The sequence below is a fragment of the Acinetobacter sp. AOR41_HL genome (assembly GCF_027854645.1).
GTDB classification, from domain to species: domain Bacteria; phylum Pseudomonadota; class Gammaproteobacteria; order Pseudomonadales; family Moraxellaceae; genus Acinetobacter; species Acinetobacter nosocomialis.
On the sequence record NZ_JAKTHZ010000041.1, the window covers coordinates 24187 to 46417 of the forward strand.

The following is a 22231-nucleotide window of genomic DNA, read 5'->3' on the forward strand; positions in this document are numbered from 1 at the left end:
TTTTTATGTTTATTAAAAAGAAAAATTATAAATGGTCTTCCGAGCGTGCCATTTCAGTGTTGATATAACTCATGATCATAGTTGTTAGCCCTTGCACCATTTCATCAAAACTAATAAATGGGTTAGGTAAAATAAGATGCCTTGCCACATTAAAAATACCGCTATTAATACAAATATAGGTAATTACAGGTAAATTATTAATTTTTAAATATTTAGGATTATGCATCATATATTTCATGATGACTTCCATTAAAGCCTGTTCAATTTTTGGAATATATTTGTCGTATTGCAACTCACCTGCGTAACGTAAAACGGTTAAGTAACGGTCATTATTTTTCTTTAATAAATCACTGAACGTATAAAAAATCATTTCAATGACAGGCTCTAACTCCAACTCTAAAATTGTGGGGGTTAGCTCTTTAATCATGTCGAGAATTTCACTCACAAAGTAGTGATTCATCGCATCATAAATTTCTTCTTTATTTTTAAAATACTCATAGAGAGACCCCACACTCACCCCTGCAATTTCCGCAATATGACGTGTGGTGGTACCACTTGGTCCATGCAAAGCTACGGCAATAAAACCTGCTTCAATAATGGTATCGACAGTGACTTTGGCTCGTGCCTGACGGGGTTTTCGCGTAGACATATTTTCGTATTAATAATCCGAACATAAGCTCAGGTTAGCATGTAATTTAGCCCCACCCTAATAAAAAAACAAAATCCGAATAGTTGTCAAATTTCATAGAGTAATTTTTATAGGAGCATGGCTAAACATACTTATGAGCTCTTTTATTATCAGGTAATTATTTTTAAATAAATTTAAATTATTTAAATAAAAATCAATATATTAATAAATTAAAAAACTATTTTTGTATTTTATTTATGCCTTAGATGTGAGCTTATAAAACTTGAAAAGTTACCCGAATTGAATCCGAACATAAACTCAGATTAACATGAAAAAATCCAAAAAGAGGTTGATTCCTTTATCAAGTTCTCCCTCTTTTTCCGTTATTCAGTCAAATAATCAAACAAATAACGGAGCAACATCACCGTAGTCAGTAAGCAGACAAAATGCTTTTTGAAAATGGAATTTACAGTGCCCTGTTGGAAATCAAAGCTTTTGGTTTTCGACGTAGCTGCACTATCACTGATTGATCTGAAGGTGTCGCCATGATCTCGACCACAGTTAAAAAATCACTAAACAAACTCAAATTTTACCGTGAAATCGAGTTACCAGATTTTGCCAGTAAAGGATCTATTCCAATCCGTCATTTAAATATCGGGTTTGATGGTAAAGAGATTGATGTTGAATTCTATATGAACAATCAATTTGCCACTTTGTTTTTTGCTACTCTTTCAGTATTTCTAACCTATGGTGAAGATTTGGTGATCGAGACTGCACGTCACCACCGTGAATTTATTCAAGACCCCGTGTTAAAACAGCGTGTTACTTCATTGATTGGTCAAGAAGCGATTCACTCTAAGTTGCATAATGAATATAACGATGCACTTAAAGATGTTGAATATCCGGTCGATTTATACCGTTTCTTGGGCGAGAACTTCTTTAAATATGTGTTTTTGAAATTTCCGCAACCGCTTAAATTATCAATGATGGCCGGTATTGAGCATTTTACGGCTGTACTTGCCGAATACATGATGAAACACGAAAAAAATTTCTACTATTCAGATGATGCAAAAAGCCGTGCTTTATGGATGTGGCATATGCTTGAAGAATCTGAGCATAAAGATATTGCCTATGATGTATATCAATTACTCAATGGTAGCTACCCACTACGAGCTTCTGGTTTCTTCTTAGCTTTCTTCACTATTTTAGGTTTAATCCCTGCCACTACCTTGTTTATTCCGGTTTTAAGAAAACCACAGGAAATGTTGACTAGAAAATTCTGGAAAGACGCGCGCCGTGGAGTCGGACTTATCTTTGGTCCAAAAGATGGTGTATTCGGTAGCACGATTGGCCAAATTTTCGATTACTTACGCCCTGACTTCCACCCAAATGATCATGACACCACTGAATATCTAGAGTACTACAAAGACAAATTACTGAACGATGGAGGTGCAATTGCGCCTTACTTTGTGAAGGAATTTACACCACCTGTACGCTTGTCTTAACTGGCTTGTAACCAGTCACTCAATGGCTGGTTTTTCTTAAATCTATTTCGGGATGAATCATGATTTTATTTGGCAAAAAGAAAGTTAAACCAAGCCAAAAAGCTTATGCCGTTGTGACTGGCGCGGGCAGTGGAATTGGACGGAGTTTTGCAATTGAACTGGCAAAACGTGGTGGTAGCGTAGTGTGTGCAGATATTAATTTAGAAGCCGCAGAAGAAACAGTAAAGCTTCTTGAACAAGAAGGCGCTAAAGCTTTTGCCATGCGCTGTGATGTGGGTAATGCAGAGCAAGTGAACCACCTAGCTGAAACTGCTGAAATTTTACTTGGTCACCCTGTGACCCTTGTCATTAATAATGCGGGTGTGGGATTAGGCGGTAAGTTTGACGAACTCAGTCTAGAAGACTGGAACTGGGTCATGAATATTAACCTTTGGGGCGTTATTCATGGTTGCCATACATTTGTACCAAAGTTCAAAAAACTAGGTTACGGCGCAATTATTAATGTAGCTTCTGCTGCATCGTACACAGCTGCTCCAGAAATGACTGCTTATAACGTAACGAAAGCGGGCGTTCGTGCGCTGTCTGAAACGCTTTCGGCCGAGCTTCGTAAATTCAATATTAAAGTCAATGTGCTCTGCCCCACTTTGGTGCCCACCAATATCATTAAAAATGGTCGTATTCCGGGTCGTTATTCCAAGCTTGCAGACCATGCACTCATGAACTATGCACTCACCACAAGTGATGATGTCGCCAAACTCACACTTAACCGTCTTGATCAGGATGAGCTTTATACCATTCCTCAAATCGACGCGAAGTTGTTCTGGCTCATGAAACGTGCATCCCCAAGCTTGTATACCAAGTTCCTTGGCACATCGTACAAATTATTTAAATAAGAAATTTATAGGTAGTACCCATATGACTGCGCAAATGAAAACAAATGCATCAGCAAAAAAAGCTGTCAATTCGCCTAACCATATTTACGATACCTTTATTGTCGGTGCCGGAATTTCCGGTATTGCCGCAGCAATTCGCCTCGACCAAGTGGGCTATACCAACTACAAAATTATTGAAAAAGCAGCACGTGTAGGTGGTACTTGGCGTGAAAACACGTATCCGGGCTGTGGCTGCGATGTACCTTCAGCTCTGTATTCTTACTCGTTTGCCCCAAGTGCAAAATGGAGTCACTTATTTGCACGCCAACCGGAAATTTTAAGTTACTTAGAAGATGTAAGTAACGAATTTAATATCACGTCTAAAATTGAGTTTAACAACGAACTGCTCAATGCTGCTTGGGACGAAACACGCCATTTATGGGTACTTGATACAACTAGTGGTCAATATCTATCGCGAACTGTTATTTTTGCAACAGGCCCAATTACCGAAGCACAAATTCCACGTCTTGAAGGTTTGGATACCTTTACAGGCGAAATGTTCCATTCCGCGAAATGGAATCATGACTACGACCTTACTGGAAAACGTATTGCTGTGATTGGTACAGGTGCATCTGCCATTCAGTTTGTGCCACAAATTCAGCCTAAAGCAAAAGAGCTATTTGTGTTCCAACGTACAGCACCTTGGGTACTGCCAAAACCAGATACAGACTTGGGCGAGTTGAGTAAATCCGTCATTGCCAAATATCCAGCGATTCAGGCAAGCTGGCGTAAAAGTGTAGCGCTAACGCTCAATGCAATTAACTTTGGTTTACGTAACCCACTTGCGCTAAAACCAGTAAATGTACTCGGCAAGCAATTACTTAAACTTCAAATTGCAGATCCTGAATTACGTAAAAATGTAACGCCTAACTTTGATATTGGCTGTAAACGTATTTTGTTTGCTAACAATTACTACCCTGCACTACAAGCACCGAATACCACGCTTATTCCACATGGCTTAGTTAAAGTTGAAGGCAATACGGTGATTGCAGCTAATGGCGAACGCCATGAAGTTGATGTGATTATTTGGGGTACAGGTTTTGAAGTATCTCACCCACCAATCGGCAAACGTGTGTTTAATGAAAAAGGCCAACGTTTAAATGATTTGTGGAAAAATAGTTCACCGGAAGCTTACTTAGGAACTAACATTGAAAATGTACCAAATGCATTCTTAGTGTTGGGACCAAACGTACTGGTTTATGACTCATTTATTGGTTTGGCAGAAGCACAGCTCGACTATATTGTAGATGGCTTGTTAAAAATTAAAAACAAAGGAATTAGCAAGTTAAATGTTAAGGCTGATGTAATTAAAAAGCACAACGACTTGGTGCAAAAGCATCTTCAAACCACTGTATTCAATAGTGGTGGCTGTAAGAGTTATTACCTTGACGCTAACGGTCGCAACTTTGCAGCATGGCCGTGGTCATTGAAAAAGCTTAAACAACGTTTGAAAAAACTAGATTTGAAGGATTATGAAGTTACATATCAAATGTCAAAGACACATTAATTTGTAAATTTGACCAAATCAGTTGTAAGGAATGGGCAGTGTATTTTAGATTTTCATGAAATACACTGCCTTCTTCATTCAATCTTCAAGAAATAAAAGAACAGGTTAAAGATGAAAGAAGGTCAATCAAGCCGTACTGCCGAAGCCGCTGCTGCTTTACGTGCGAATCACTTTAAAAATACGATAAATCCTGTATTTTCAGATCCCTATGCTTTTGAAATGACCAGTAAAGGTTGGAAAAAGCTTTTATCTATACCACTCATTGTTAAATTAATGAATTCACCCATTTTAAACCGTACCTTAGGTTTATTGAGTGGACAGGTTGTCGGCCGATCACGTTATGCCGAGGACTTACTTAACCAAGCTGTTCAACACAATATTAAGCAATATGTTTTGGTTGGAGCGGGTTTAGACTCTTTTGTGCTCCGAAAATCACAGCATTATCCAACTTTAAAAATTTTTGAAGTTGACCATCCTGATACTCAGGCTGCCAAACAATCTAAACTCAAAAAATTAAGCGAACTTCCCTCTACTGTTGAATTTGTTTCTATTAACTTTGAGAAAGAATCTATCTCTGAAGCGCTTGCCCGAAGTCGCTATGTACGAAAAGCTCCGGCTTTCTTTTCTTGGCTGGGCACCACTCATTATTTAAAACCAGACACTACGCTACAAACTTTAAAAAGTATTGCTGAGTTTGCTGCAAACGGTAGCGAAGTGGTACTCGACTATTCAACCGACTTTCAGGAGCTAAACGGTATTGAGCGACTTGGAAGTATGGGGGTTGCACAGTTTACCCATTTACTGAAAGAACCTTTATTAGGTCAATTTAAACCTTCAGATTTACATCAGGCAGTTGAAAAAATGGGTTTTGAAGTAGTCGAAGACTTGTCTGGTGAAGCTATTACTGAACGTTATTTTTATAACCGTGCCGACAATATACGCCATACATCGGCAACACGTTTGCTACATTTGCGTTTAAAGAAATAAAGATACTTTGACTATTGGCTATTTAACCGCATGGCATGAGGTGTTTTCCCATGCCATCTTTTATAAGCATGAATAAAACTGGCAGGTTCGGCATAACCTAACCACTCGGCAATTTGCTCAACAGAAGCTTTTGGTAATGCCAAATATTGCTCTGCTAAGACCTGTCTAACCTCTTCACGAATCTGGATAAAAGTCATTCCTTCCGATGCCAAGTGACGGCGCAGGGTTCTTGTATTTAAATGTAGTCGATCAGCCACTATATCCATGGATGGCATTTCCCCACGCATACTCATCAGCTGCTGTTGCACTAAGGTTGTAAATTTATTTTGTGATTGGCGCTTTTCTAATATTTGACGACATTGTTCTTCGGCTGTATGTAAAACTAAATCATTTGCCATAAGTAGCTTCTGGTCTACTTTTTGCGGATCAAGAATCACAAAACTTTTGGCTGCGCCAAATTCCGGCATAACCCCAAATAAATTCCGATAAGGCTCTGCATCGCCTTTAGGTTGAAAAGAAAAAGCCAAATATTGGCAAAAATTATCCTGCACCAAATCTCGCTGTACCGTAATGAGCGCAGCCGCATCGCGCTCAATAATGAATTGACGTACTGATAAGGGAATATCTTGCTCATCAATTTCGATACGGATTCCTCCTGGTGTATCCGACACCTCAAAGCGAGTAAAAGCAAAAGTTAAAGTGAAATAGGTTAAAGCCAAATCTAGTGCTTCGCGAATGCTGGCGCTACTCATCAGAGCCATACCTAATGGCCCAAATGTAGTGAAATGATAGCGTGTGCCCACTTCTAAGCCTAATGTCGGTCTGTCTCCTAGTTGCTCAACCAAGTTATGAATCAACTGTAATTCCTGATGGCCTGTCACCACCATATTAGGGTCAAGTAATTGCTGTTGGCTAAGCCCAGTCCCTTGCAAAATTGTCTGATAAGAGATGCCTGATTCCATCGCGAAATCAGCCATTAACCGAACACTATGTACACTGCGTTCAAATGCCCATGCATACTTCACTGTATCGCTCAGAATGTCCTCGAATCACAATATTTTGTCCTCATCCATCCTCTAAATCAAGTTAATAAACGTCTATTCTGCATACAGGAAATTGCGATTTTTTCGCTCTCTGTTTTTAAGGATTTTAGAGCAGCCTATGTTTAATTCGTCGTCTAATTCAAATAAAAATGTACGCATCGCCATTATTGGCACTGGCTTTGGTGGTCTAGGACTTGCCATTCGTCTCAAACAAGCAGGTTTTGAACAATTTACTCTATTTGAAAAAGCTGCCGATGTAGGTGGTGTCTGGCGTGACAACACTTACCCAGGCGCTGCATGTGATGTGCCGTCACATCTTTATTCTTTTTCTTTTGAACAGGAACTTGGTTGGAAAAATCGTTACGGGACATCTCAAGAGATTTATCAATATTTACGTCACTGTGCCGATAAATATGATCTTCGCCCGCACACCAAATTTAATACTGAAATAGCCAGTGCCGAATTTGATGCACTGCAAGGTGTATGGCACATCCAAAGTACAACTGGTGAACAGTTTGAAGCTGAATTTTTAGTGGGTGCTGTAGGCCAACTTAACCGCCCTGCCTATCCAAAACTTAAAGGCATTGAAAACTTCAAGGGTAAGGCATTTCACTCAGCGCGTTGGGACCATGACTATGACTTAACTGGTAAACGTGTTGCAGTCATTGGCACAGGCGCAAGCGCGATTCAGTTTGTACCTGAAATTGCAAAACAAGTGGCTCACCTAGACGTTTATCAACGCTCAGCGCCTTATGTTATTCCAAAACCGGATCGGGTTTACCAACCTTTAGAGAAAAAAGCTTTCCGTAAACTGCCGATCTTGCAAAGTCTAGACCGTGCCTTGCAATATGGCCATCATGAAATTCGCCTACTTGCTTTTACAACTTCACTTAATGAAATGCCTTTGGTGGAATACATATTCCAGCGCCACATTCGAAAAGTTGTTAAAGATGGGAAGTTACGTCATCGCTTAATGCCGGATTATCCAATTGGTTGTAAACGTATTTTAATCTCTAACCACTGGTATGAAACGCTGACCCAACCTCATGTTGATGTGATTGATACAGGTATTCAAGAAATTACTGAACATGGCATTTTAGACACGGAAGGAAAGCTGCGTGAAGTTGATGCCATTATTTACGGTACAGGTTTTACGGCGACTGAATTTATGGCGCCAATGCAAATTACTGGACTTGATGGTCGCACCTTAAAAGAAACATGGAAAGATGGTGCTGAAGCTTATTTAGGCCTGACAGTAAACGGATTCCCTAACTTCTTTATGCTGTATGGGCCAAATACCAACCTCGGGCATAACTCAATCGTCTATATGATTGAAAGTCAGGTGAATTATATTTTAGATGCGCTGCGCACTACTTTGAAAAATAACCTGCTGTTCACCAACATTCGTGCCGAAATTCAACACGAATTTAATCAAGATATCCAAGAGAAAATGAAAAAAACGGTGTGGGCGCAAGGCTGTACCAGTTGGTACCAAACTGCTGATGGTAAAAATACCAATAACTGGCCGGGTTTCACTCTTGAATATCGTCAACGCACTCGTCGCTTTGACATTGAAAACTACACTCAGGTGTCGGCTATTTCTTAAATAAGCTTCGCCATAGGAAATGAGAAAAATAAACGGAGAATTTTATGAAGTCTTTTAAAAATAAAGTCGCAGCTGTGACAGGTGCAGGTTCAGGTATTGGACAAGCAATTGCTATAGCCCTCGCTAAACAAGGCTGTCATCTGGCACTTTCTGACATTAGTGAAGCTGGGTTAGCCAAAACAGTCGAACTGTTAGCTCCCTATTCTGTCAAAGTCACTACTCAAAAAGTTGATGTCGCTAAGCGTGATGAAGTGGCAAGTTGGGCAAAGGCAGTGGTAAATGAGCATGGCCAAGTTAACCTGATTTTTAATAATGCTGGTGTCGCAATAGGTAGTACGGCTGAAGGTGTGAGCTACGAAGATCTTGAATGGCTCATTGGTATTAATTTTTGGGGCGTGGTTTATGGTACCAAAGAATTTTTGCCTTACTTAAAGCAAAGTGGTGATGGGCATATTATTAATATTTCCAGTATGTTTGGCTTAACAGCTCAACCGACCCAAAGTGCTTATAACGCCAGTAAATTTGCCGTTCGTGGTTTTACTGAATCATTACGTCAAGAACTTGATATGCAAAATGCTGGTGTGAGCGCGACTTGTGTGCATCCGGGTGGCATTCGCACCAATATTGCCAAAGCTGCCCGTATGAACAATAGCGTCCAGTCTTTAGGAATGGACCCGCTAAAAAGCCAAGACGCTTTCGATAAATTACTTCGCACACCTGCTGATGATGCAGCTCAGCAAATTTTGGAGGCTGTTCGTAAGAACCGTCGCCGTTTACTTATTGGAGCCGATGCAAAAGCCGTTGATGTGATTCAGCGTATTCTTCCGCAAGGCTACCAAAAGATTTTTGCAACCGCGACTGCTTGGCAAACTCGACTACTTAATAAGTCAGCAAAATAAAAATAGTGGTCAGCATACTCTTGATTTTCAGAGATGCTGACTAATCTCACCTGCTTAGTATGAGTGCTTATCATGAAGCAACTTCTCGCATGGACCATTCGTACCACACTACGCCCAGCTTTATCTCCTAAAACGCCAGTGAAATTACAACGTTTTTGTAGCGATGCGGCCAGTGCTATTGTGCTTGGGCCACGTGGTTATCAAACTAAAAAGCAAAATATTGCTCAAGTACCGACAGTTCATATTCAGCCTAAAACGACCAAATCAGGGCTCGGCATTTTGTATTTACATGGCGGTGGCTATGTAGTAGGCAGCTCAAAAAGTCACACAAAGCTTGCGGCTCAGATCGGACATGCAGCTCAGGCACCAGTCTGGTTAGCTGAATATCGCCTAGCCCCAGAACATCCAAGCCCTGCTGCTATTGAAGATAGCATTGCAGTCTATAAGGCTTTACTTGCTCAAGGACAAGATCCGAAAAAACTTGTGATTGCTGGTGACTCTGCCGGTGGCGGCCTGAGCTTAAGTACCGTTATTGCGCTAAGGAACGCAGGTTTACCTTTACCAGCGGCATTAGTTTTACTTTCACCTTGGGTTGACTTAAGTCTTTCAGGAAGCACGCTAAAAACTCATGCTGCTCAAGATGCAATGCTCTCAGAAAACTGGTTAGTTTGGTGTGCAAAAAACTATTGCGGCCAAAAATCGGCAACCGATCCGACCTGCTCCCCACTTTATGCTGACTTAACCGGATTACCACCGGTTCTGATCCATGTTGGTACCGAAGAAGTTTTATTAGATGATGCGAAACGTCTTGCAGAACAAGCCGGGAAATGCGGTATTCCGACCACATTTAAGATTTATGACAAAGTTGGGCACGTTTTTCAATTCCATGCAGGTATACTAAAAGAATCCGATGACTCAATTAAGCGCATTGGACAATTCATTGATAAACACATGCAGTCAATATAAAAAATATCACTAGACAGGAGCCTTTGGCATGGCATCAAACAATTATGACTATGATTATCTCATCATTGGTTCAGGCTTTGGCGGTAGTGTTTCTGCCTGCCGTCTCACCGAAAAAGGCTACTCAGTTGCTGTAATGGAAATGGGGCGTCGTTGGAAAGCTGAAGATTTTGCTAAAAATAACTGGAACACACGCCGTTGGATCTGGCGTCCGGGTATGAAACTTTTTGGTTATTTCAATATGCGGTTTTTTCGCCATGTCACTATTATTTGCGGTAATGCCGTAGGCGGTGGCTCAATTACCTATGCCAATACCCTGCTCGTTCCACCCGAACATATTTGGGATGAAGGCACTTGGGCAGATGCTGCGGACTGGAAAAATGAAATGCCGCAGCACTATGCCGAAGCAGAACGTATGCTTGGAGTGACTGATAATAAAATTCTGGGCCCTGCCGATCACATGTTAAAGAAAATGGGTGAAGCGGTAGGTGTAGGCCATACCTTTAAACCGACTCGTGTTGCAACCTTTTTTCCTCCCGAAGGCGAAGAAGGTGGAAAGACTTATCCAGACCCTTATTTTAACGGTGAAGGACCAGATCGTGGCACCTGTACAGCATGTGGTGGCTGTATGACAGGTTGTAAACACAATGCAAAAAATACTTTAGATAAAAATTATTTGTACTTTGCCGAAAAAAATGGCGCCAAGGTTTATGAAGAAACCAAAGTGGTTGATGTTAAACCGCTCAATGGCAAAGTCGATGGTAGTGATGGTTATGAAGTCACGACTGAATGCTCAAGCTCATGGTTTAACAAACAACGTCGTACTTGGCGGGTTCGTAACGTAATTTTCTCGGCATCTTCTTTAGGTACCCAAGAGATGCTATTCCGCTTAAAGCAATCTGGTTCTCTACCAAATATTTCTGATGATTTGGGTAATCGGGTACGTACCAATGCGGAGTCTATCTTAGGGGTTCGTTTCTTTGATAAAGATGTCGATATGAGTAAGGGCGTTGCGATTGGTTCAAGCATTTATATTGACCATGATACTCATATTGAAGCGACTCGCTATCAAAGTGGTTCCGATGCTATGGGTCTCATGTGTACGTATATGGCAAAAGGTAAACCAGGTTGGACACGTATTTTTTATTGGTTATGGGTACTCATTAGCCATCCACTTATATTCTTACGTATGAGCAACCCTGTTGGTTTTGCACGTCAAACCTTAATTTTCTTAGTAATGCAAACTGCCGATGCCTCAATTAATATGCGTTTAAAACGCAATTGGTTCTGGCCTTTTGGCAAGGTTTTGTCTAGTGAAGGGAAAAAGCTTCCGGTTTATATTCCACAAGCCAATACCTTTACTGAAAAAGTCGCCAAAATGTTTAATGGTCATCCAATAACAACTATTACCGAAATTTTATTTAATGTGCCTTTTACTGCCCACTGTATGGGAGGCTGCGCGATCGCATCTAGCCCAGAACAAGGTGTAGTCGATGGTAAAAATCGGGTGTTTAACTATAAAAACTTATATGTTGTAGACGGCTCTATGTTGGGTGCCAATTTAGGTGTAAATCCAAGTTTAACTATTACTGCTCTCGCTGAACGTGCAATGTCTTATATTCCGGCTAAACACACTTTGGATGAACAACCAGACTATCCAATAACGGAAGAAACCATAGAGATCACGAAAGCCTCTGCTTAACTTAACGAATTGTTTTATAAAAAAAGCCTATTTAAAAATAGGCTTTTTTATTTAGTTTCTTAAATTACATCGCTACCGCTTTAGCACGAGCTGCATGCAATTTTTTATAACTCTCAATTAGACGTAAATGGCGATCAAGCCCTTCTAGTTTCATGCTTGTTGGCGTTAAACCATAGAAACGAACGCTACCGTCGACAGAACCTAATACCGCATCCATTCTTGTATCACCAAACATACGGCGGAAGTTAGTCACGTAGTCTTCAAGCTCCAGTTCTTCATCTAATATTACTTCAAGTACCACGTTCATACATTGATAGAACAAACCACGCTCAACGGTATTGGTGTTATATTGCAAGTAAGTTTCGACAAGCTCTTTTGCTTCTTCAAATTGTTGTAATGCAACATAAATGAGCAATTTCAGTTCTAAAATTGTGAGCTGTCCCCAAACTGTATTGTCATCAAATTCGATGCCAATGAGTGTGGTAATTTCAGTGTAATCGTCTAGCTCACATTCCTCTAAGCGCTCAACCAACGCCTCAAGCTGTTCATCATCCAAACGATGCAGATTTAGAATATCTTCACGGAATGCAAGTGCCTTATTGGTATTGTCCCAAATCAGATCTTCAACAAGATAAATTTCTGAATAATCAGGAACTAAAATACGGCAAGCGGTCGCACCTAAGTGCTCATAGACTGCCATATACACTTCTTTACCCATCTCTTCGAGAATACCGAACAATGTTACAGCTTCTTCTGCATTCGACTCTTCGCCTTCGCCAGAAAAATCCCATTCAACAAAGTCATAGTCAGATTTAGAGCTAAAGAAGCGCCAAGAAACCAAACCGCTTGAGTCAATAAAGTGCTCAACAAAGTTATTCGGCTCAGTCACTGCATTACTTTGGAAAGTCGGTTGAGGGAGATCATTTAAGCCCTCAAAACTGCGGCCTTGAAGTAATTCGGTCAGACTACGTTCCAACGCAACTTCAAAACTTGGATGCGCACCGAAAGATGCAAACACCCCACCCGTACGCGGGTTCATTAAAGTTACACACATTACAGGGAACTGACCGCCTAATGATGCATCTTTAACTAATACAGGAAAACCTTGCTCTTCTAAGCCTTTAATACCAGCCACAATACTTGGGTATTTTGCTAATACGTCTTCAGGAACATCTGGAAGTGCAATTTCACCTTCTAAAATTTCACGTTTTACAGCACGTTCAAAAATTTCAGACAAACATTGAACTTGAGCTTCTGCCAAAGTGTTGCCTGCACTCATACCGTTACTTAAGTACAAGTTTTCAATTAAATTTGATGGGAAATATACAACTTCACCGTCAGACTGGCGCACAAAAGGTAGCGAGCAAATGCCACGCTCTATATTGCCTGAGTTGGTATCATATAAATGCGTGCCAAGTAACTCATCATCTGGGTTGTAAATCTCAAGACAATATTCATCTAAGATTTCTTTAGGTAATTCACCATTTGGACCCGGTTTAAACCATTTTTCATCTGGATAATGCACAAATTCAGCATTGGCAATATCTTCACCCCAGAACTGGTCGTTATAGAAGAAGTTACAGTTTAAACGCTCAATAAACTCGCCCAATGCAGATGCCAAAGCACTTTCTTTAGTGGCACCTTTACCATTGGTAAAGCACATCGGAGACTGTGCATCACGAATGTGTAACGACCATACATTTGGGACAATATTACGCCAAGACGCGATTTCTATCTTCATGCCCAAATTTGCCAAAATAGCAGACATATTGGCAATGGTTTCTTCTAATGGTAGATCTTTACCTTGAATATAGGTATGGTTTTCTGAAGTTAAGCTTGGCAATAACAATGCTTGTGCATCTGCATCAATGCTTTCAACTTCTTCAATAATAAATTCAGGACCCGTTTGAATGACTTTTTTAACAGTACAGCGGTCAATCGAACGTAAAATCCCTTGGCGATCTTTTTCTGAAATATCGGCTGGTAATTCAATTTGAATTTTAAAGGTTTGCTTATAGCGGTTTTCAGGATCAACAATATTATTTTGCGATAAACGAATATTATCGGTTGGGATATCTCGAGCTGCACAATACACTTTTACAAAGTACGCTGCACACAATGCTGACGATGCTAAAAAGTAGTCAAATGGGCCCGGTGCCGAACCGTCACCCTTGTAGCGAATTGGTTGATCGGCAATTACCGTAAAGTCATCGAACTTAGCTTCCTGTCGAAGATTGTCGAGATAATTAACCTTGATTTCCATGCTGGCACCTAAATATTTTTATGTGTCAGCACAGACACATAAAATTCTAAATATTGAAAAATAAGCCGAATCACAGCGAAGAAATTGACTTAAAAAAATGAGAGATTAAAGCCATGTGTTTAATGAACGACTTAATGGGCTTTAATAAGATTGGCGGTATTATAGAGTGATTTTGTGAAGTTGATAACTAAAGTTAAAACATTGATGGTCACAATGTTTTAACTTGTCTTGAATTTAGTTAAATATTAACCATTAAAATTTAAAGGTGTAATCAACATTCAAACGCGTTTCATTTGCCGAGTGGAAGGTCATATTCGTTGGCATATCATTACGGTAGTGAGAAAAGCGGGCCCGCACTCCTAAGCCTTTTAATTTACCTTCAGGAATTTTATAGCCCAAATCAAACTCCATCGACTCTTCTTTAAAACGCTGATCACCATATTGCAGTAAATCAATATTTTCACCTTTGGCATAACGGGTCATAAAGCGCAGTCCATTCAATGAAACATCCCCCATCCGCGCATTTTTAAAGTCATATTCATAACGAATCGAATAGACTTTTTCATCTTTATTTGAGTAGTCCGAACTCATAAAATCAAGCACAACTGGACTTTCTGTTCCCGACAAAAATGGCAAACCAGTCGAACCAAATGACTGCATATAACCCAAAGAAACCGTATGATTTTGATAGTTCAAACCAAATAGGCCGCTAATATGACGGTTATCAACTTCTCCTATTTTTTTACTTCCAGTTTCCTCACTATTAAAAAACCGTACGTCACTTAAAAAATTAAGCTGGTCATTTAAAGGCTGCTTTCCGTTAAAACCCAAAAATTGTTGCTGATAAATATCTTTGAGTTCAGCATGGTAAGCCCGTAAACGATAGTCTTTTAACTGATAACTTCCACCTAAAGTATAAAACGAGTCAGTGGTGGCAGCTTTGTCAAATCGATGGTTGATATTGTCTGTTCCAACGTCGGTATAACGAATGGAATCGCGCTGCCGCACTTCGTCGACATAAAAACCTTCGAGTTGAAGATTTGGAATTTCATTTGAAACAAAGCGAATACCGCGATAAGTCTGAGGGAACAAACGCGCTGGCGATGAAAATATGGTTGGCAATTGTGGAACCAAATCGCCCACAAAAAGCTCATTTTTTCTAAATTTAGCCTTCCCTGTAATGCCTATTTTTCCATAATAATCATCACGTGAGTTATCGGTATTCACTGGGAGTAAGCCACTACGTGCATAGTCATCTGCCCGATTTCCCATTAGGTTAAAACCCGCCATTGCAAGTACATCAACACCGAACCCAACTGTCCCTTCGGTATAACCCGACTGTCCTTTAAAAATTAAACCCTGTGCCCAATCTCTAGCTGCGGTATAGGGATATGGGTCTTTTTTATAGTCTCGGTCAAAGTAAAAATTACGCAATGTCAGCTCAGCTTTACTGTCTGCTATAAACTCGGCATGCACAACTTGACTAAATAATGGGCACAAGCATACCCCCACCCATAATGGTGTCTTTTTCATTTTTTAACTCAACTATTTAATTTTTAGTGGATTAAGGTGCTGTTTTAAGTGAGAAGTTTTGCTCTTTTTGACTGCGGTAAAAAGCACTACCCAAACTCAAAATCAGGAAAATAGCCAAAATAAACACCACACCGTAATAGGCATACAGCGTTGCAGGTGCAATACCTTTATCTAAGAAAATGCCTGCGACCGTTGGCGATAAAATTGCCCCAATCCGACCAAAACCAATTGCATAACCCACACCGCGACTACGGATTTCAGCATCATAAATTGTTGGAGAAATAGAATATAAACCTGCCACACAACCGTTAATGAGGGTGCCAAGTAATAAACCGACTATGAGTGCAATGCTGACTTGAGATGAGACAGCAACAAATAGGAAAACACATGCCGAGGTTAGCCCTAAAAACAGACTTAAGGCATAAAAGACTTTCATGCGCGATGCCAATAAACCAATAATGGCCGCCCCAAAAATACCGCCAATACTAATTAAAATGCCGGTACTTACGCCTTGCTCTGGTGACATTCCCATTGAAATCAGAATTTTTGGTGTCCAGCTCATGACAAAATAAAAGCCAAACATTACTAAGAAGAATGCAAACCAAAGACAAAGTGTCTGGAACCCCTGCTGCCCTGAAAATAATTTACCAATATCACCTGTATTTTTTTGATTATTCTGGCCGTAATAAGGTAAAGCTTTTAAAGCAGTTAACCCCATACGATTTACTGTTGCGTTAATACGTTCTAATGCCTGTTTTGGTCTTTTTGCCAACAAATAATCTAAAGATTCAGGTAATAACCAGGCACTAATCAGCAACATCACTATGGTTGTGATACCCCCTGCCAAAAAGATTGAACGCCAACCTAAATGCTCAATCAAGGCCAGTGAGAGTACTCCGCCCAGTGTCGCACCAATGCCATAACCTGTAGACATTAAGCTCACTGCGAGACTGCGCCAGCGTGCATTGGCATACTCACTTGCCAAGACATTACTACTTGCAAGAATCCCACCTACCCCAATTCCGGTAATAAACCGAAGTGCTGCCAACATGCCATGACTTTGCACCAAAGCACAGCCTAACATGCTAAGACCTGCAATCACTAAACAAACCAAGATGAGTAAACGGCGACCGATTTTATCGGCTAAAGGTGCGAGAAAAATTGAACCGGCAGCCATCCCAAAAAGACCTGAACTCAGCAATAAGCCAATTTGTGCCCCTGAAAGTGACCATTCTGCTGACACGGATGGAGCAGTAAATGCCATTACCATCACGTCAAAGCCATCAATAATGTTGAGACAAATACAGATCAAAATGATGAACCATTGATAACGGCTCATATTATTTTGATTAATCTCACTTAGAACATCTCTTTCCATTTATGCATCTCCCAATGTGGATAAGAGATACACACGACATTGCTAATATGAGCGATTGGGTGGTTATGCATATCCGTATCCATCATGACCTAGAGGAATATTTGTTTTTTGGAGCATCCTGCTCTTTTTCTATACTGAATATTTGGATCCAAAAAATCAACAATATTTTTAAAATTTAATAATCACCAAATTAAATAACTGAAAAATATAAGTATAATTTATTTAAAATTACAAATGTGGATCCATAAAAATTTATCTATTTCCAATTGTACAATTCAAAGGATTTCTCCTTACTCCTCCTCTAACTTAATAAATATGGATCCAAATTAAACTTTAATGACCAAAACTTTTAAAAAATAAAAAAATCTGAATTAATATTAAAGATATACACAATCAAGGAAATTAATGTAAAAAAAGATCCTGCTTATCAATTGACCAATATTTTTATTTATTATAAATTGGATCCAATAAGTGATAAGGAGTCGTCACAAATGTTTATTAAAAATGCATGGTATGTAGCCTGCCGTCCAGAAGAAATCCAAGACAAACCATTAGGTCGCACTATCTGTGGTGAAAAAATCGTTTTTTACCGTGGCAAAGAAAACCAAGTAGCAGCCGTTGAAGATTTTTGTCCGCATCGTGGTGCCCCACTTTCACTGGGCTATGTCGAAGATGGTAACCTTGTCTGTGGTTATCATGGCTTAGTCATGGGTTGTGACGGAAAGACCGTTTCAATGCCAGCTCAGCGTGTAAATGGTTTCCCTTGCAATAAAGCATATGCAGTTGTTGAAAAGTTCGGCTTTATTTGGGTATGGCCAGGTGAAAAAGCTTTAGCAGATGAAGCAAAACTCCCAACTTTAGAATGGGCAGATCATCCCGAATGGAGCTATGGCGGAGGCCTGTTTCACATTCAGTGCGACTATCGCCTAATGATCGATAACCTAATGGATTTAACCCACGAAACCTATGTTCACTCAAGCAGTATTGGGCAAAAAGAAATTGATGAAGCCCTGCCAGTGACTAAAGTTGACGGTGACCATGTCATTACCGAACGCTATATGGAAAATGTGATCGCACCTCCATTTTGGCAAATGGCCCTTCGCGGCAATCATTTGGCAGATGATGTACCTGTTGACCGTTGGCAACGTTGCCACTTCTTTGCGCCAAGTAATGTCCACATTGAAGTAGGTGTAGCGCATGCCGGACAGGGTGGTTATCACGCACCAAGTGACAAAAAAGTTTCCTCAATCGTGGTCGATTTTATTACACCGGAAACTGAAACATCACATTGGTATTTCTGGGGAATGGCACGCAACTTCCAGCCAGATAATGCTGAACTCACCGATCAAATTCGTGAAGGCCAAGGCAAAATCTTTACTGAAGATTTAGAAATGCTGGAGCAACAGCAGCAAAACATTTTAAACAATCCACATCGTAAATTACTGATGCTCAATATCGACGCAGGCGGTGTCCAGTCCCGTAAGGTCATTGACCGACTACTTGCCGAAGAAAATAAAACGCCTCCTGAAACGTCCGCACAGAAGTTTCCAAACATTCGGATTATTTAAAGGAGCATAAACATGGACGTTATTATTCAAAAAATTCATCAGCTCACCCCGACTATTCGTGCGTTTGAATTGGTTGCAGCAAATGGTACGGAGCTGCCGAGTTTTGAAGCAGGTGCACATATTGATGTGCATCTGAAAAATGGCCTCACTCGCCAATATTCACTTTCAAATTGCTGTAGTGAAAAGCATCGTTATGTGATTGGTGTTTTACATGATGCCAATTCACGCGGTGGCTCACGTTGCATTCACACCGAATATCGTGAAGGCGACCATTTAAAAATTGGTGAACCTCGTAATTTATTTGAAATTCACCCTCAAACCAAACAAGCGGTTTTATTTGCGGGTGGTATTGGTATTACCCCTATTTTGTCGATGGCATATCGGCTTAAGTCAGCCAATACTCCTTTCGAATTGCACTACTTTGTTCGTAGTCATGAAATGATTGCGTTCTATGGCAATTTAATCGAGCACTTTGGTGACCAAGTCCATTTTCACATTCAAGATCAACCAGACACTGAATGTAATATGCCAGAGACGCTGGGCCAAGCTTCCTCAGATAAACATTTATATGTGTGTGGGCCTACAGGATTTATGCAGTTTGTCATGAATTCTGCCGAGCAAACAGGTTGGCATAGCGAACAGTTACATCAAGAGCATTTTGTCGCTCAAAAAGTAGATACGTCTAACAATGAAGCTTTTACGATTGAAGTGAAAGGTACGGGCCGCCGAATTGAAGTATTACCAGAGCAGACTGCTACGGAAGCATTAATTGCGAATGGTTTTGATATTCCTGTTTCATGTGAGCAAGGTATTTGCGGCACATGTATTACCCGCGTTGTAGAAGGTATACCTGATCATCGGGATCTATTTATGACCGATGAGGAACATGCTTTAAATGATCAGTTTACGCCTTGTTGTTCTCGTGCAAAAACTAAACATCTTGTGATTGAGCTTTAACTCGAAAGTTCCTTTATTCAAAAATAAAGGAACTTTTCACTTTAAGCGCTGAGAACATTTCTTAGGGTTTCACCTAAAATCACCACACTACTGTGTTCGCGCATTAACGTTTCAGCACGCCCTGCCTGACGATTTACCAATGCATCGAAAATCGAACAATGCTGCAGATGTGCATAGTGCAATCGGCGATATTCCGACAAAGCTTGGTTCTGGTCATAAGTAATGGCTTGAGCAGAAGCCATCGGCAATTGATTGTTTTTCGCTAAGGCTTGGATGAGTGCAACGTTTTGCGCGCCTTCAATAATGGTGTCATGAAAGATGACATTAAAATGATGATAACGTTCTAGTTCAGCATCACCAAACTCGTCCTTTTCATTAAAGAGTTTTTCTGTTTCCTGAATGCAATGTTGCAACGTTTTTTTCTGCTCTTCGCTTAAGCCTTGTTCTGCCAAAGTTTTCGCAGCCAATCCTTCCAGTACCCCTCGCACTTCAAGTGCGTCATGCACCAATTTTCCGGAAATTTCACGAACCGTGTAACCACGAGTTGGATTTTTAATGAGGAGACCTTCTTGTTCAAGCAACCGAAAGGCTATACGAACAGGCTGGCGCGAAACACCAAGTAACTCGGCAGTAGGAATCTCGGCAATTCTGGCACCGCCTTCAAGTTCCCCTGAAATAATCATTTTTCTTAGTTTTAGTAAAACTTGTTGTCCTGAAGACATTCGTTGCCACACATCATCAAAAACGTCACTTCGATGCTAGCAAGTTCATTTGCAAAATGAAATCAATTTTCTGTGTGAATCAGTACTTAGCAATTTAACTCAACCTAAACAAACACACTTATTTAAAATTTTTAAGATTATTGACCATAATATCGAGATTATTACGAATTAAATAAGCTAAGTTAATATCAATACCTTCAAGCATTTTTTCTTCGACTTTTAAAACCACTTCATTGCATTTGTTTAACTTTTCAATCCCACTTTCGGTCAAGGTAATTAAAATACGGCGGCCATGTGTCGGATCCGGTTTTTTCTCAATCCAGCCATTCACCAGTAAATCTTGCAAAATTTTATTGGCAGATTGCGGCTTTATAAAAGAACGCTCAGCGAGCTTGGCATTGGATAAATTACTTTTTGAAGCTAAAACAGAAAGTGCGGTAAATTGCGGTAAGGTAATTTCAAGCTCTTTTAAATGTTCTGTTAAATGTTTACTAATAATTCGGTCAACACGAGCAATCATGTAACTTAACTTAGGCTCATCTTCTACTTTTTTTTGAACTAAATTCGAACGTACCATAACCTTTCAATCATCATAAGAAAATCTGTAGTGAAAGTATGGGCTCTAACCCCATACTTTCGTTAAAACTTAGCGAGCACCTGAGCTTTGTACTAAATGTACAGGCTGTTTAGGTTTTTTGACAAGAAGTAATGCAGAGATCGCTGCAATTAAAATCACTGGAATACTTGAACCAATCACAATGGTCGAGCTTTGTCCAAGTGAGAGTAAAAAACCAGCCATTAAAGGCCCAGCAAATGAACCAATACGCCCGATTGCAACCGCTGCGCCAACTCCGGTTCCACGCATTTCGGTTGGATAATACATGGCTGCCAGACCATACAACGCCGATTGTCCACCCACAATGAATAAGCCACAACCCACTGCCGAAAGTGCTAGTAAAGCCACTGTTGGAGAAATTGCTAAACAGCACAGTGAGAATAAAATGCCGAGATAAATCAGCTTAATCACAAAGCTCATGCGTAATTTATCAAGCAATACGCCCATGAGGATTGAACCTAAAATTCCGCCAACGTTGTAGCCCATCTGTACATAGTTTGCCTGTAGTTTTGATAGACCTTGCGCACCCATCAGCAATGGCAACCAGTTCAACAAGAAGTAGAGCACCACTAAGGTACAGAAAAAACTTATCCAAAGCTGAATGGTTGACATACGACGCTCTTTGGCAAATAAAACTTCAAAGAATGGCGTGGTTTGCTGTGCTTGAACTTTGCGTTGCAGGTAGTCATTTGACTCAGGTAAAAAGCGCATAATTAGTGGTATTAATAAAATAGGCGCAATCCCCCCGATATAGAAAATATGACGCCACTCTGCATCGCCTGCCAACGACATAGCAACGACGGAAGTGAGTAAGCCACCAAAAGGAATGCCACTATACATCACACTAACCGCAGTACCTTTGTGCTGGTCAGGTACAGCTTCAGAGGCAAGCGTAATCATCATGGGTAGCGCCCCACCCATTCCCAAACCAGTACAAAAACGAATAAGCAGTAACAGACTAAAATTGGCCGCATAGGCGGTTAGCAAAGACATAATTCCAAAAAGTAAGATACTAAAAATCAGAATTTTCTTACGCCCGACAATATCGGCAAACCGGCCACCTAATATTGCGCCTGGGAGTGTTCCCAAAATTGCAGCACTAAATGCCCACGCCATCTGGGCATTATCTAACATAAACTCAGCCCGCATTCGTGGAGCGGCTACCCCCATTGATTGAAGATCAAATCCTTCAAAAATCGCTATGGCAAAGCACAGTAGCAACGTGATTTTTGCCCTTGAAGGCTGTCCTGATATTTTTTCCATTGTGTTGTCCTTTATTGACTAGTCGTTCCATTTAGCCCTTTGTGTATTATTTTTAAACACACCAAAAATATCAGTTAAACTTATTAAAAAATCAACATATTTTTATTTAAAATTAATTTTTAAAATAATTAATTTTTAAAATACAACGAATTATAAAAT

General features: G+C 40.2%; 18 protein-coding genes. 10 read left to right on the top strand and 8 right to left on the bottom strand.

The window, feature by feature from the left end:
• Positions 1 to 25: 25 nt before the first annotated feature.
• Positions 26 to 649, bottom strand: a complete 624-nt coding sequence (locus MKL35_RS16255) for a TetR/AcrR family transcriptional regulator (RefSeq protein WP_106465867.1) — start codon at positions 647 to 649, stop codon at positions 26 to 28.
• A 524-nt stretch (positions 650 to 1173) separates the two neighbouring features.
• On the opposite strand from MKL35_RS16255, the gene MKL35_RS16260 reads away from it, so the two are divergent.
• The 4 genes from MKL35_RS16260 (at position 1174) to MKL35_RS16275 (ending at position 5559) form a co-directional block, all read left to right on the top strand.
• Positions 1174 to 2133, top strand: a complete 960-nt coding sequence (locus MKL35_RS16260) for a metal-dependent hydrolase (RefSeq protein ID WP_032011687.1) — start codon at positions 1174 to 1176, stop codon at positions 2131 to 2133.
• A 59-nt stretch (positions 2134 to 2192) separates the two neighbouring features.
• Positions 2193 to 3026 carry an SDR family NAD(P)-dependent oxidoreductase gene (locus MKL35_RS16265; protein WP_032011686.1) on the top strand — a complete coding sequence of 278 codons (834 nt, stop codon included), beginning with the start codon at positions 2193 to 2195 and terminating at the stop codon, positions 3024 to 3026.
• 22 nt (positions 3027 to 3048) lie between these two features.
• Positions 3049 to 4572, top strand: coding sequence for a flavin-containing monooxygenase (locus MKL35_RS16270; protein WP_032011685.1), 1524 nt, complete (start codon positions 3049 to 3051; stop codon positions 4570 to 4572).
• 111 nt (positions 4573 to 4683) lie between these two features.
• Complete coding sequence (locus tag MKL35_RS16275; RefSeq protein WP_032011684.1) at positions 4684 to 5559, top strand: class I SAM-dependent methyltransferase; 876 nt, start codon at positions 4684 to 4686, stop codon at positions 5557 to 5559.
• 11 nt (positions 5560 to 5570) lie between these two features.
• On the opposite strand, the gene MKL35_RS16280 is transcribed toward MKL35_RS16275, so the two are convergent.
• Positions 5571 to 6584, bottom strand: coding sequence for an AraC family transcriptional regulator (locus MKL35_RS16280; RefSeq protein WP_081404473.1), 1014 nt, complete (start codon positions 6582 to 6584; stop codon positions 5571 to 5573).
• Positions 6585 to 6720: 136 nt separating this feature from the next.
• On the opposite strand from MKL35_RS16280, the gene MKL35_RS16285 reads away from it, so the two are divergent.
• The 4 genes from MKL35_RS16285 to MKL35_RS16300 all read left to right on the top strand — a co-directional run bounded on the left by MKL35_RS16285 (position 6721) and on the right by MKL35_RS16300 (position 11772).
• Complete coding sequence (locus MKL35_RS16285) at positions 6721 to 8208, top strand: flavin-containing monooxygenase (protein WP_032011682.1); 1488 nt, start codon at positions 6721 to 6723, stop codon at positions 8206 to 8208.
• Between the two features lie 44 nt (positions 8209 to 8252).
• Positions 8253 to 9107: an SDR family NAD(P)-dependent oxidoreductase gene (locus MKL35_RS16290; protein ID WP_032011681.1), complete on the top strand. Its 855-nt coding sequence runs from the start codon at positions 8253 to 8255 to the stop codon at positions 9105 to 9107.
• 72 nt (positions 9108 to 9179) lie between these two features.
• Positions 9180 to 10073: an alpha/beta hydrolase gene (locus MKL35_RS16295; RefSeq protein WP_270914171.1), complete on the top strand. Its 894-nt coding sequence runs from the start codon at positions 9180 to 9182 to the stop codon at positions 10071 to 10073.
• A 28-nt stretch (positions 10074 to 10101) separates the two neighbouring features.
• Positions 10102 to 11772, top strand: coding sequence for a GMC family oxidoreductase (locus MKL35_RS16300; RefSeq protein WP_004888072.1), 1671 nt, complete (start codon positions 10102 to 10104; stop codon positions 11770 to 11772).
• 64 nt (positions 11773 to 11836) lie between these two features.
• Here MKL35_RS16300 and MKL35_RS16305 read toward each other — a convergent pair whose 3' ends face one another.
• From MKL35_RS16305 to MKL35_RS16315, 3 genes are all read right to left on the bottom strand, one after another.
• Positions 11837 to 14035, bottom strand: coding sequence for an OsmC domain/YcaO domain-containing protein (locus MKL35_RS16305; RefSeq protein ID WP_032011679.1), 2199 nt, complete (start codon positions 14033 to 14035; stop codon positions 11837 to 11839).
• Between the two features lie 252 nt (positions 14036 to 14287).
• Positions 14288 to 15568, bottom strand: a complete 1281-nt coding sequence (locus MKL35_RS16310) for an OprD family outer membrane porin (protein WP_032011678.1) — start codon at positions 15566 to 15568, stop codon at positions 14288 to 14290.
• A 31-nt stretch (positions 15569 to 15599) separates the two neighbouring features.
• Entirely contained in the window at positions 15600 to 16946 is a 1347-nt protein-coding gene (locus MKL35_RS16315) for an MFS transporter (protein WP_032011677.1), read from the bottom strand.
• Between the two features lie 491 nt (positions 16947 to 17437).
• Between MKL35_RS16315 and MKL35_RS16320 the strand changes: the two genes are divergently transcribed.
• Positions 17438 to 18514, top strand: a complete 1077-nt coding sequence (locus MKL35_RS16320) for an aromatic ring-hydroxylating dioxygenase subunit alpha (protein ID WP_032011676.1) — start codon at positions 17438 to 17440, stop codon at positions 18512 to 18514.
• 12 nt (positions 18515 to 18526) lie between these two features.
• Complete coding sequence (locus MKL35_RS16325; RefSeq protein WP_270914175.1) at positions 18527 to 19471, top strand: PDR/VanB family oxidoreductase; 945 nt, start codon at positions 18527 to 18529, stop codon at positions 19469 to 19471.
• 41 nt (positions 19472 to 19512) lie between these two features.
• On the opposite strand, the gene MKL35_RS16330 is transcribed toward MKL35_RS16325, so the two are convergent.
• The 3 genes from MKL35_RS16330 to mhpT all read right to left on the bottom strand — a co-directional run bounded on the left by MKL35_RS16330 (position 19513) and on the right by mhpT (position 22072).
• Positions 19513 to 20205: a GntR family transcriptional regulator gene (locus tag MKL35_RS16330; RefSeq protein ID WP_080631563.1), complete on the bottom strand. Its 693-nt coding sequence runs from the start codon at positions 20203 to 20205 to the stop codon at positions 19513 to 19515.
• A 106-nt stretch (positions 20206 to 20311) separates the two neighbouring features.
• Positions 20312 to 20770, bottom strand: a complete 459-nt coding sequence (locus MKL35_RS16335) for a MarR family winged helix-turn-helix transcriptional regulator (protein ID WP_000252463.1) — start codon at positions 20768 to 20770, stop codon at positions 20312 to 20314.
• 69 nt (positions 20771 to 20839) lie between these two features.
• Positions 20840 to 22072: a 3-(3-hydroxy-phenyl)propionate transporter MhpT gene (gene mhpT, locus MKL35_RS16340; protein ID WP_000411715.1), complete on the bottom strand. Its 1233-nt coding sequence runs from the start codon at positions 22070 to 22072 to the stop codon at positions 20840 to 20842.
• Between the last annotated feature and the right edge of the window lie 159 nt (positions 22073 to 22231).